Annotated in this window: 8 protein-coding genes; 7 read left to right on the top strand and 1 reads right to left on the bottom strand. The window is 68.7% G+C overall.

The window, feature by feature from the left end; genetic code table 11:
• Positions 1-28 precede the first annotated feature (28 nt).
• Genes ACFPME_RS15375 through ACFPME_RS15345 form a run of 7 tightly spaced genes read left to right on the top strand, consistent with a single transcriptional unit; the run spans position 29 to position 8,422 of the window.
• Positions 29-1,222, top strand: a complete 1,194-nt coding sequence (locus ACFPME_RS15375) for an argininosuccinate synthase (RefSeq protein ID WP_377306530.1) — start codon at positions 29-31, stop codon at positions 1,220-1,222.
• Positions 1,219-2,352 (top strand): acetylornithine deacetylase, encoded by a 1,134-nt coding sequence (locus ACFPME_RS15370; RefSeq protein ID WP_377306529.1) that lies wholly within the window; start codon positions 1,219-1,221, stop codon positions 2,350-2,352. The genes ACFPME_RS15375 and ACFPME_RS15370 overlap by 4 nt, the downstream gene beginning before the upstream one ends.
• Positions 2,353-2,367: 15 nt before the next feature.
• Positions 2,368-3,684, top strand: coding sequence for an acetylglutamate kinase (locus tag ACFPME_RS15365; protein WP_377306528.1), 1,317 nt, complete (start codon positions 2,368-2,370; stop codon positions 3,682-3,684).
• A gap of 3 nt (positions 3,685-3,687) precedes the next feature.
• The gene (gene argC, locus ACFPME_RS15360; RefSeq protein WP_377306527.1) at positions 3,688-4,641 is read left to right on the top strand and encodes an N-acetyl-gamma-glutamyl-phosphate reductase; all 954 of its coding nucleotides are present in this window, start codon (positions 3,688-3,690) and stop codon (positions 4,639-4,641) included.
• 19 nt (positions 4,642-4,660) lie between these two features.
• The gene (argH, locus tag ACFPME_RS15355; protein ID WP_377306526.1) at positions 4,661-5,956 is read left to right on the top strand and encodes an argininosuccinate lyase; all 1,296 of its coding nucleotides are present in this window, start codon (positions 4,661-4,663) and stop codon (positions 5,954-5,956) included.
• 13 nt (positions 5,957-5,969) lie between these two features.
• Entirely contained in the window at positions 5,970-7,157 is a 1,188-nt protein-coding gene (proB, locus tag ACFPME_RS15350; RefSeq protein WP_377306525.1) for a glutamate 5-kinase, read from the top strand.
• Positions 7,154-8,422: a glutamate-5-semialdehyde dehydrogenase gene (locus tag ACFPME_RS15345; protein ID WP_377306524.1), complete on the top strand. Its 1,269-nt coding sequence runs from the start codon at positions 7,154-7,156 to the stop codon at positions 8,420-8,422. Before proB ends, ACFPME_RS15345 begins: the two co-directional genes overlap by 4 nt.
• Before the next feature lie 545 nt (positions 8,423-8,967).
• On the opposite strand, the gene ACFPME_RS15340 is transcribed toward ACFPME_RS15345, so the two are convergent.
• On the bottom strand, positions 8,968-12,210 hold the full coding sequence (locus ACFPME_RS15340; RefSeq protein ID WP_377306792.1) for an autotransporter outer membrane beta-barrel domain-containing protein: 3,243 nt from the start codon (positions 12,208-12,210) through the stop codon (positions 8,968-8,970).
• Positions 12,211-12,558 lie beyond the last annotated feature (348 nt).

Genomic DNA, 12,558 nt, shown 5'->3' with positions numbered 1-12,558 from the left:
CCACCCTTCTTTCCAGGATATGCAAGCCATGAGCAAAGACATCGTCCTCGCCTTCTCCGGCGGCCTCGACACCAGTTTCTGCGTGCCTTATCTGCAGGAGCGCGGCTGGGCCGTGCATACCGTGTTTGCCGATACCGGTGGCGTGGATGCCGCGGAGCGCGCCTTCATCGAAGGGCGCGCGCAGGAGCTGGGCGTGGCCAGCCACGTCACCGTGGATGGCGGCCCGGCGATCTGGAACGGCTTCGTCAAGCCGTTCGTGTGGGCGGGCGAGGGTTACCAGGGCCAGTACCCGCTGCTGGTGTCCGACCGCTACCTGATCGTCGAAGCCGCGCTGAAGCGCGCCGCCGAACTCGGCACGAAGGCGATCGCGCATGGCTGCACCGGCATGGGCAACGACCAGGTGCGTTTCGACCTGGCGGTGAAGGCGCTGGGCGACTACCAGATCGTGGCGCCGATCCGCGAGATCCAGAAGGAGCATACGCAGACGCGCGCGTACGAGCAGAAGTACCTGGAAGACCGCGGCTTCGGCGTGCGCGCCAAGCAGCAGGCCTACACCATCAACGAGAACCTGCTCGGCCTGACCATGTCCGGTGGCGAGATCGACCAGTGGCAGGCGCCCGGCGCCGACGCGGTGGGCTGGTGCAAGCCGCGCGCCGAATGGCCGTCCAAACCGCTGCGGGTGAAGATCGGCTTCGTCAACGGCGAGGCGGTGACGCTGGACGGCGAGGCGATCGCCGGGCACACCATGCTGGCGAAGCTCAACGGCCTGTTCGCGCAGTACGGCGTGGGTCGCGGCCTCTACACCGGTGACACCACGATCGGCCTCAAGGGCCGCATCATCTTCGAGGCGCCGGGCCTGACCGCGTTGCTAACCGCGCACCGCGCGCTGGAAGAGGCCGTGCTCAGCAAGCAGCAGAACCGCTTCAAGCCCGAGGTGGCGCGCAAGTGGGTGGAGCTGGTCTACGAGGGCTTCTTCCACGACCCGCTGAAGACCGACCTGGAGGCGTTCCTGGCGTCCAGCCAGTCCACCGTCAACGGCACGGTGACGCTGGAGACGAACGGCGGCAGCGTCGGCGCGGTGGCGGTGGAGTCGAAGCACATCCTCAACGCCAAGGGCGCCACCTACGCGCAGTCGGCCGACTGGGGCGTGGAAGAGGCCGAGGGCTTCATCAAGCTGTTCGGCATGAGCAGCACGCTGTGGGCCGAGGTCAATCGCGGATGAGCGCACTGCTCGATGCCACGTTGAAACACCTGGAGGCGCTGGTCGGTTTCGACACGCGCAACCCGCCGCGCGCGATCGATACCGGCGGCATCTTCGACTACCTGCGCGCGCAACTGCCCGGCTTCGAGGTGACGGTGACCGACTTCGGCGCCGGCGCGGTAGCCCTGCACGCGGTGCGTGGCCAGCCGAAGGTCCTGTTCAACGTGCACCTGGACACCGTGCCGGACTCGCCGGCCTGGACCGCCGACCCGCACGCGCTGCGGGTCACCGCCGACCGTGCGATCGGCCTGGGCGCGTGCGACATCAAGGGGGCGGCGGCTGCGTTGCTGGCGGCGGCCAATGCCAGCGACGGCGATCTCGCACTGCTGTTTTCGACCGACGAGGAGGCGAACGATGCGCGCTGCATCGCCGGCTTCCTGCGCGAACCGCATGCCTACGACGCGGTGATCGTGGCCGAGCCCACGAAGGGCGAGGCGGTGCTGGCGCATCGCGGCATCCAGTCGGTGCTGATGCGCTTTGCCGGCCAGGCCGGACACGCCTCGGGCGAGCAGAAGCCCGGCGACAGCGCGCTGCACCAGGCCGTGCGCTGGGGCAACGCGGCGCTGGAGTTCGTGGCGGCGCAGTCGCACGAACGCTTCGGCGGACTGACCGGCCTGCGCTTCAACATCGGCCGCATCGAGGGCGGCATCAAGGCGAACATGATCGCGCCGAGTGCCGAGGTCCGCTTCGGCATGCGGCCGCTGCCGACGATGGACCCGGACCGCTTGCTGACCCAGTTCCGCTCGCTGGTCGAGCCGGCGCCGGTGGAGTTCGCGGAAACCTTCCGCGGCGCCTCGCTGCCGGCCGGCGACACGGCGAACGCCGAGGCGAACCGGCTGGTCGCGCGCGACCTCGCCGACGAGCTGGGCATTCCGGTCGGCAACGCGGTGGACTTCTGGACCGAGGCTGCGCTGTTCTCCGCCGCCGGCTACACCGCCTTCGTCTACGGCCCCGGCGACATCGCGCAGGCGCACAGCGCCGACGAGTGGGTCGGACTGGACCAGCTCGAGCGCTATGCACAAACGGTTTATCGAATCATCGAGAAGTCCGGCCAGGGAAGGCCGGTTTTTGACTCTGGCGTTCACGGATGAACGCAAGGAATAAACATGGAAACGCATAAGCACACCCGCAAGACCATCGTGCGCCTGCTTTCGAGCATGGGCAGCGCGAAGGAGATCCAGCAGTACCTCAAGCGCTTCTCCGAGCTGGACGCCAAGCGCTTTGCCGTGGTCAAGGTCGGCGGCGCGGTGCTGCGCGACGAGCTGGCCGATCTCGCCTCGTCGCTGACCTTTCTGCAGCAGGTCGGCCTGACCCCGATCGTGCTGCACGGCGCCGGCCCGCAGCTGGACGAGGAGCTGGCCGCCGCCGGCATCGAGAAACAAACCATCGATGGCCTGCGCGTGACTTCGCCGAAGGCGCTCGGCATCGTGCGCCGCGTGTTCCAGCAGCAGAACCTGAAATTGGTCGAGGCGCTGCAGTCGATGGATACGCGCGCCACGTCGGTGGCGACAGGCGTGTTCATGGCCGACTACCTGGACCGCGATACCTACGGTCTGGTCGGCAAGGTCCGCAGCATCAACCTGGCGCCGATCGAGGCCAGCCTGCGCGCGAACTCCATCCCGGTGATCGCCAGCCTGGGCGAAACCGACGAAGGCCAGATCCTCAACATCAATGCCGACTTCGCCGCCAACGAACTGGTGCGCGTGCTGCAGCCGTACAAGATCGTGTTCCTCACCGGCACCGGCGGACTGCTCGACGAGCACGGCAAAGTGATCGATTCGATCAATCTGAGCACCGAGTTCGATCATTTGATGGCGCAGCCGTGGATCAACGGCGGCATGCGGTTGAAGATCGGGCAGATCGCCGACCTGCTGGCCGACCTGCCGCTGACTTCATCGGTGTCCATCACCCGCCCGTCCGAACTGGCCAAGGAATTGTTCACCCACAAGGGTTCCGGCACCCTGGTGCGGCGTGGCGAGAAGGTGTTGCGCTTCGATTCCTGGGACGGCGTGGACCGCGCGCGCATGCGCGGGCTGATCGAGTCCAGCTTCGGCCGCACCCTGGTGCCGGACTATTTCGAGCGCACCACGCCGATGCGCATCTACGTCAGCGAGAACTACCGCGCCGCGATGATCCTCACCGAGGTGGACGGCTTGCCGTATCTCGACAAGTTCGCCGTGCTCGACGACGCGCAGGGCGAAGGCCTGGGCCGCGCGGTGTGGCAGGTGATGCGCGAGGAGAATCCGCGGCTGTTCTGGCGCTCGCGCCACGGCAATCCGGTTAACCCTTTCTACTATGCCGAGTCGGACGGCTGCCTCAAGCAGCCGCGCTGGAAGGTGTTCTGGTACGGCATCGACGGTTTCGACACGATCTCCCGCTGCGTGGCGCATTGCGCGCAACGCCAGCCGACACTGGTGGATTGAGCCATGGACACGAACAGGAAAACGGTAGGCATCGTTGGCGCGCGCGGCCATACCGGGATGGAACTGATCCGCCTGATCGCGGCGCATCCGGTGCTGCAACTGGCCTTCGTTTCCTCGCGCGAGCTGGACGGCCAGCGCGTGGCCGATCACGTCGACGGTTTCGCCGGCGAACTGCGCTATGCCAGCCTGGATCCGGCCGCGGTCGCGGCGCAGGGTGCTGACGTGGTGATCCTGGCGTTGCCCAACGGCAAGGCGGCGCCGTTCGTCGAGGCAATCGACGCGACGAAGCCGGACACGTTGATCCTCGACCTTTCCGCCGACTACCGCTTCGACCCGTCGTGGTACTACGGCCTGCCGGAACTCACCCGCGGGCAGTGGCGGGGCGAGAAGCGCATCAGCAATCCCGGCTGCTACGCCACCGCGATGCAGCTCTCCATCGCGCCGCTGAAGGACCTGCTGGCTGCGCCACCGGTGTGCTTCGGCGTCTCCGGTTACTCCGGCGCCGGCACCACGCCGTCGGACAAGAACGACCCGGAGAAGCTGCGCGACAACCTGATGCCGTACGCGCTCACCAGCCACATGCACGAGAAGGAAGCGTCGTTCCGGCTCGGCGTGCCGGTGGAGTTCATGCCGCACGTGGCGCCGCACTTCCGCGGGCTCACCGTCACCACCAACCTGTATCTCACCCGCCCGCTGAAACGCGAGGACGTGCTGCAGCGTTTCCGTGCCGCCTACGACGGCGAGAAGCTGGCCGTCGTGACCGACGAGGCGCCGTGGGTCAGCCGCATCGCGCACCGCCACCATGCCGAGGTCGGCGGCTTCGCCGTATCGGCCGACGGCAAGCGCGTGGTGATCGTGGCCACGCTGGACAACCTGCTGAAGGGCGCCGCCACCCAGGCGATGCAGAACATCAACCGCGCGATCGGCGTGGACGAGTACACCGCGATTCCGCTCTAGCCGATTTCAGGACACCACCATGACCCAACCCCTCTGGCAAAAAGCCGGCATCCGGATCGACGCGAAGATCATGCAGTTCCTCGCCGGCGACGACGTGCTGCTGGATCGCGAGTTCTTCCTGCACGACATCACCGCCAGCAAGGCGCACGTGGAAGGGCTGGCCAACATCGGCGTGGTCAACGCCGACGAAGCCGCCGCACTGAAGCGCGAGCTGGATGCGCTGGCCGACGATTTCACGAGCGGCGGGTTCGTGCTGGACGAGCGCTACGAGGACGGCCATTCGGCGATCGAGGCCCGCCTCACCGAGCGCCTCGGCGACGCCGGCCGCCGCGTGCATACCGGGCGCAGCCGCAACGACCAGATCCTGGTCGCCACCCGGCTGTGGCTGAAGGACAAGCTGGCCGCGCTGGAGGCGCATTGCCGCGCGATCGCCGAGGCCTGCCTTGAGCGCGCGTCGCAAGAAGCCGTGCCGATGCCCGGCTACACCCACCTGCAGCGCGCCGTGGTCTCGTCCACCGCGATGTGGTTTGCCGGCTTCGCCGAGGGCTTCATCGACAATGCGCTGCGCGCGCGCCAGACGATGACGTTGATCGACGCGAATCCGCTCGGCACCGCCGCCGGCTACGGCGTGAACATGAAACTCGACCGCGAGCACACCACCCGCGCGCTCGGCTTCGCGCGCATGCAGATATCGCCGATCTACGCGCAGCTGTCGCGCGGCAAGTTCGAGATGGCCGTGCTGGAGGCGATCGGCGGCGCGCTGCTCGACCTGCGCCGGCTGGCGTGGGACCTGTCGCTGTTCACCACCGCCGAATTCAACTTCGTCAGGCTGCCGGCCGAGTACACCACCGGCAGCTCGATCATGCCGAACAAGCGCAACCCCGACGTGATCGAACTGCTGCGCGCCAGCTACGCCAGCGTGGCCGCCGCGCGCACCGAGATCGAGCAGCTGCTGTCGCTGCCGTCCGGCTACCAGCGCGACCTGCAGTTCTCCAAGGGTTCGCTGTTCCACGGCGTGCGCCACGGCCTGGGCGCACTGGAGCTGGTGCCCGACCTGCTGGCACGGCTTGAGTGGAACGCGGGCGCCATGCGCGCCGCGATCGAGCCGGCGATGTACGCCACCGACGTGGCGATCGAACAGGCGGCCGTCGGCGTGCCGTTCCGCGATGCGTATCGCGCGGCGGCGGAAACCGCGGCATCGGCAGGGCAGGGGCGCACGCCCGAAGGCAGCCTCGCCGCCCGCGTCTCGCCGGGCGCCGGCAACGACTTGCGGTTGGATGAATTGCGCGTTCGTCTGCGCGCACTCGACGGCTGAGAGGCCTCAGGGCATGGCGATGATCGACACGAAGACAGTGCGCGACGTTTTGCCCGAACAGGTGTTGCCCAGCTGGCGCCGTGCCGTGCTCAAGGTGGGCAGCAACCTGCTCGCCGCCGACGGCGGCGGCCTCACCCCGCGCTATGCCGCTGCGCTGGCCGCCTTCATCGCCGCCAGCCACGCCGATGGCCGCGAGGTGGTGCTGGTGTCCTCCGGTGCGGTGGCGGCCGGGCGCGCGCTGCTGCGCCAGCATGCGCGCGACAGCGGCGGCCTCGCCGCGCGGCAGGCGCTGGCCGCGCTGGGCCAGGCACCGATGATCGCGCTGTGGCAATCCCTGTCCGCGCGGCCGGTGGCGCAGGTGCTGCTGACCCACGACGACCTGCGCAACCGCCGCCGCTACCTCAACGCGCGCGCCACGTTGCGCGAGCTGCTGCAGCTCGGCGTGCTGCCGGTGGTCAACGAGAACGACACCGTTTCGGTGGACGAACTGAAGCTCGGCGACAACGACAACCTCGCCGCCATCGTGGCCGCGCTGGTCGACGCCGACCTGCTGCTGATCGCCTCCGACGTCGATGCGCTGTACAGCGCCGACCCGCGGCGCGATCCCGCAGCCGTGCCGATCGCGCAAGTGGCCGTGCTGACCCCCGAGATCGTCGCGATGGCCGGCGACAGCGGCAGCGCGGCCGGCACCGGCGGCATGCGCACCAAGCTGCAGGCGGCGGCGAAGGCTGCTGCCGCCGGCATCCCCACGGCCTTGTTCAGCGGGCGCGAGGCGGCCACCGTGCAGGCGCTGCAACGCGGGCGACTGCGCGGTACGCTGATCGCCGCGGCTTCCACGCGATTGCAGGCGCGCAAGTACTGGCTGCGCCACGCACCCGCCGCATCGGGCCGCATCCGTATCGACGCCGGTGCGGTGAAGGCGCTGGCCGGCGGGCGCGTCTCGCTGCTGCCGGGTGGCGTGCTTGGCGCCGACGGCGAGTTCCACCGCGGCGACCTGGTGGAGATCGTCGACGCGTACGGCGCCGCCGTCGCGCGCGGACTCAGCCAGTACGGCGCCGCCGAGGTACGCCGACTGGCCGGCCGGCACAGCCGCGAGATCGACGGCGTGCTCGGCTACAGCTACGGCGACGAGGTGGTGCACCGCGACGACCTCGTCGGCATGAACCGCCCGGTCGCGTCCGGGCAGGAGATCAGCGCATGAGCACGATCCGCGAACAGGCACTGGCTTGCCGCGACGCAGCCCGGGTCGTGGCGGCGCTGGGCAGCGAGGCGAAGCGTGCGTTGCTGCGCGACATGGCCGCGGCGCTGGAAGCGCAGTCCGCCGCGGTGCTGGCCGCCAACGCCGAGGACATGCGCCAGGCCACGGCGAAAGGCGTGCAGGGCGCCATGCTCGACCGGCTGCGGCTGGACGAGGCGCGCGTGGCCGGCATCGCCGGCGCGCTGCGCGAGGTGGCCGAGCTGCCCGATCCGGTCGGCGTGACGACCCGCCGCGAGACGCGGCCGAATGGCCTGTCGGTCGAGCGCGTGCGTATCCCGCTCGGCGTGATCGCGATGATCTACGAGGCGCGACCCAACGTCACCGCCGACGCCGCGGCGCTGTGCCTGATGGCCGGCAACGCGGTGATCCTGCGCGGCGGCTCCGAGGCGATCCATTCCAACCTCGCCATCGCCGCGGCGTTGCACACCGCGCTGCGCGCGCACGGCGTGCCCGAGGCGGCGGTGACGGTGCTGCAGGATCTTGGCCGCGAGGCGATGGTCGAGCTGCTGCAACTCGTCGACATCGTCGACCTGGCCATCCCGCGCGGCGGCGAAGGCCTGATCCGCTTCGTCGCCGAACACGCGCGCGTGCCGGTGATCAAGCACTACAAGGGCGTCTGCCACCTGTACGTGGACCGCGCCGCCGACCTCGGCCTGGCGTTGAACCTGCTGATCGACGGCAAGACCTCGCGCCCCGGCGTGTGCAACGCGCTGGAGACGCTGCTGGTGCATCGCGACGTGGCCGATGCGTTCCTGCCACGCGCCACGCAGGCACTGCGTGAGCGCGGCGTCGAACTGCGCGGCGACGAACGCAGCCGCGCCCTGGTACCCGACATGCACGCGGCGACCGACGACGACTACGCCGCTGAATTCCTCGACCTGATCCTCGCCGTGCGCGTGGTCGATGACCTCGACGCCGCCATCGCCCACATCCGCCGCTACGGCTCCGACCACACCGAAGTCATCGCCACCGCCGACCAAGCCGCCGCGCAACACTTCGTGCAGGCGATCCGCTCCGCCGTGGTGATGGTCAACGCCTCCTCCCGCTTCAGCGACGGCGGCGAACTCGGCCTCGGCGCCGAGATCGGCATCTCCACCACACGGCTGCACGCCTACGGACCGATGGGCGCCGAAGCGCTCACGGTGGAGCGGTTTGTGGTTCGCGGGGATGGGCAGGTGCGACATCCACAGAGCCGGGCGCAGTGTTGAATGTCCGTTTTCGACCAGGAAGAGACGGTCGGCTACCTCAGATTCATGCCGCAAAGCTGCCGTTCAATGACGTATCCGGTCAGCTGAACTTTCACTTTTCATGCAGCCAAACGTCCGCCGCAGGCCTCGGGCGATTGCCCGCCGCCAGTCGCGGCGGTCGTAGGCGTAGTCGCTGACCGGCAATGTGCCACCAGCGCTGATTGGTGTCCGGCATCGCATGGCTCGCCCAATGCCTGCATCGCGGCCTGAGCATAGTCCGAATCGAAATCGTTGCGCCCCAGGTTATCTGTCAGTGACTGGGCCGCGCAGCCACGGGCAAGGCTCGGCGCGACCCAGTTGGGCCAGCGCGTGGACGACGCTGTGGTGCGGCTCATGTCAACTCCCTAACCTCGGGCGAGCAACCCGTATCTGGGACGATGTCAACCAAGAGGATGGCTGTCGCCGATGGACATCACGCCAGGAGCATCTCCCGCTACCGTGGTCGCCACGGTAGCGGGAGACGGGAAGCACAAGCACAACCGTTGCGTGGCAGTGACGGCCTACCCTCAGAAGTGCTTGGTAAGCCCCACCGACAGCGCGTTGTCGTGCAGGTGGCTGGCGAACAGGCCCTGGTAGTCCAGCGACAAATTCCACGATCCACCGATCTCGGCGCTGACCTTCGCTCCGACTTCGCCCATGCCGCGGCCAACCGCGGTGCCGGGCAGTGCGAAGAGCGTGCCGTCCTGGGCGGTAACCTGCACCGTGGATGCGTTGCCGCGCGCGGCAAAGCGGTATCCCAGCTGCAGCTGCGGCACGTAAGTGACTTGGCCAGCCTGGAATGCGCCGGTGAATGCCAGTGCCGCGTATGGTTGCAGCGAAGTGGATGTGCTGCGCGATCCGATGACAGCGTAAGCCGGCGCCAGCGGGTTGCGGCTGGCCACCTGCTCGTCGAAGCCGTCCAGCGCCTGGTGCTGATACAGCACTCCGAGCTTGGGCGTCAGCTGGCCACCCGCCAGCGCGATTGGCCACGCGGCCTGCAGACCGCCGGACAGCATATTTCCGCTGGGGTCGGCATTCGCCAGACCGATGCCGGTCTCGCGGTTGACGCGGTAGTTGCTGTGCAGCGCGTCGGCGGTGGCTGAGAGCACCAGCGGGCCTGCTTCGGCAAACCCGTAAAGCCCGGCATGGACGTTCTGGATCCGGTTGCGGCCACCGATCCGGGCGGTGGCCTTGATCTGCCCTGCACCGGCGTCTATACCCAGGTGGACGCCGTCACCCAAGTTGCCATCGGCGCCGGCCAGCAGGCTAAACCCCGTGGAGTCCAAGCCACTGGAGCCGTCCAGTGACGCGTTCGAGCCGGTCGCTTGCAACCATACTCGGGTCCTGCACGACGGCGATGCCGTTGCGTCGTCTTGGGTGGCCTCGTCCCCGGAACAGGACGGCCCGTGGGGGGTGAGCGCGGCGTCGAGAAGGCGACCGAGCGTCTGCTGACCTTGCAGCGCCACGATGCGCATCAGGTTGGCGTAGATCGCGCCATCGCGCGGCGCCACTTTGATGTCAGCCGGAGTGGGCGGTGGCGGCGGTGGCGGCGGTGGCGCCGGAGCAGGAGCAGGAGCAGGAGCAGGAGCAGGAGCAGGAGCAGGAGCAGGAGCAGGAGCAGGAGCGGAAGCGGGAGCGAGCTCCAGGCTGGCGGACGTGCCGGTATAGGTCAGCGTGGAATTCAGCGCGGCGGGCACGGAACCGGAGGTGTTGGTGGTGGCGAACGTGCCACTGAGGGCCGTGGCCTGAATCACGCTGTAGCTGGTGGCGGTATAGGTGCCCGGCGCATAGATCAGCACCAGCGTGCCACCGAGGGTAGCCGTGCCCAGCACCCGCAGTTGGGAGGCTCGCGTCGGCGTGATGTCGACCTGCAAGGTACCGACGGCGTTCTGGGTGTAGTTGCCGTCGACGGTCAATACGCCGACAGAACCGCCGGGCCAGACGATGCCGTCGTTGATGACGCTGCCGCCGATGCTGCCGTGGCCGCGCAAAATGCCACCATGGTTGACCTGCACATTGCCGTCGATCGACGCTGACGGCGTGGCCGCGTCCCCCACTTCCAGCGTGCCGCCGTTGATCGTGGTGCCGCCGGTGTACGTATTGACGCCGGTCAGCGTCTCCATGCCGTTCGTCAGCGTGAGACCACCGGTGCCGCCGATGGCGCCACGGAAAGTACCGGCGGCATTGCTGAGCGTCAGTGTCTGCGCACCCAGGGTCACCGCGCCATTGCCTGCCAGGCTGGTGATCGTCGTGCCAGCTGTTGTGCCGGAAATATCGAACGTGCCGCTGTCGGTCAGTCCGCTGGACGCCGCCACGCTGCCGCTGCCGGTGAGCACCAGCGAGCCGGCGCCGATGGTCGTGCCGCCGCTGTAGGTGTTGACGCCGGTCAGCGTCAAGGTGCCATTGCCAGTCTTGGTCAATGTACCCGCGCCGGAAATCACGCCCGATGCGGTGAGGTCGGCGTCGGTCTGGAAGGTTCCGCTGTTCGTGAGGGTCACGTTGCGCGCGGTGCTGAACGCCGCCGTGTTTTCCAGGGTACCGCCGTTGAAGGTCAGGTTGCCTGCTGCTGCGCCAAGATTGCCATCGCTGGAGATCGACAAGGTGCCGGCGTCCAGCTTCCATGGCGTCACCGCGGCCGTGCTGCCGGTGAGCGTCCAGCTACTGGTGCCGGTTTTCGCGTAGGTGGTGAAACCGTAGTACTGGGGCGTGCCGGTGTAACTGGTCGGTGCCGTGGTCACGAGGGCGGAGACGTCGAACGTGCCGTTGCCGGTGCCGCCGGAATCGCCACCCAGCGTGAAGGTGTCGCCACCGTTCGTCGTTCCGCTGGTGCTGACCACGTTGCCGATGAAACGGTAGCCGTTTTCCAGCGTCAGCGTGTTGCCGCCACCGGAAAAGTCCACGGCATCGGCTCGCGTGGTGCCGCCACCGGCCAGGCCGCCGCTGATGCTGCCGGCGTTGATGATGGTGCTGCCGCCCGTGCCGACCACACCGGCACCACCGGGACCACCGGTTCCAACGGTACCGGAGAGGCTGGCGCCAACCGTGCCACCGGTGCCGCCGGTGATGTTGCCGCTATTGGTGAGCGTGAAGCCGGCCCCGCTGACGCCTGCACCGCCGGCTCCGCCGTTGCCGCCGTTGAGGAAGCCGTAGGTGCCGCCGGTGCCGCCAGTGCCGCCAGTACCGCCGGTGATGCTGCTGCTGTTGGTGAGCGCGAAGCCGGTCCCGCTGACACCCGCGCCGCCGATACCGCCACCGGAGCCACGGCTGCCGTAGCCACCGGTGCCGCCAGTGCCGCCGGTGATGCTGCTGCTATTGGTGAGCGTGAAGCCGGTCCCGCTGACGCCAGCACCACCGTTGCCGCCGTTGCCGCCGTTGCCGACCCAGCCGTTGTAGCCGCCGGATCCGCCAGCGCCGCCGCCGCCGCCAAGGCCGCGGGAGCCACCGGAGCCGCCAGTACCGCCGGTGACGCTGTCATTATTGGTGAGTGTGAAGTCGGTCCCGCTGACACCCGCGCCGCCGGTGCCGCCGGTGCCGCCGGTGCCGCCGTTGCCACCGTTGCCGCCGCCGTAGCTGCCGCTGCCACCGTCGCCGCCGGTGCCGCCGGTGCCGCCGGTGCCGCCGGTGCCGCCGGTGATGTTGCTGCTGTTGGTGAGCGTGAAGCTGGTACCGCTGACGCCCGCACCACCGATGGCGCCGATGCCGCCGCTACCGCCGGTGCCGCCGGTGCCGCCGTATTGGCCGTAGCCACCGTAGCCTCCGGTGCCTCCCATGCCACCGAAGCCGCCGGTACCCCCGGTGATGCTGCCGCTATTCGTGAGCGTGAAGCCGGTTCCGCTGACGCCCGCACCACCGATGCCACCGGTACCGCCAGGGTCGCCGGTGCCGCCGGGTGGGCCAGAGAGGCCAGGGTCGCCAATGCCGCCGTCGCCGCCGGTGATACTGAGAATGTTTGTCTGAGTCTGACCAGACGTATAACTTGTCCCTACGCCGCCGTCGCCGCCGGCGCTGCCATTTGTGCCACAGATGTGCGTCGCATCCGACGTACAAGCTGCCGCTGCCGGCAGTGCAACGCCGCTCAAAGCCAGCGTGAATGCCATAGCGCAGGCCAGCGCCAGCGG

The organism is Rhodanobacter umsongensis (genome assembly GCF_042654965.1).
Classification (GTDB): Bacteria; Pseudomonadota; Gammaproteobacteria; order Xanthomonadales; family Rhodanobacteraceae; genus Rhodanobacter; species Rhodanobacter umsongensis.
Note: the sequence above shows the minus strand (reverse complement) of the source record. Positions and strands in the feature narration are given on the sequence as shown.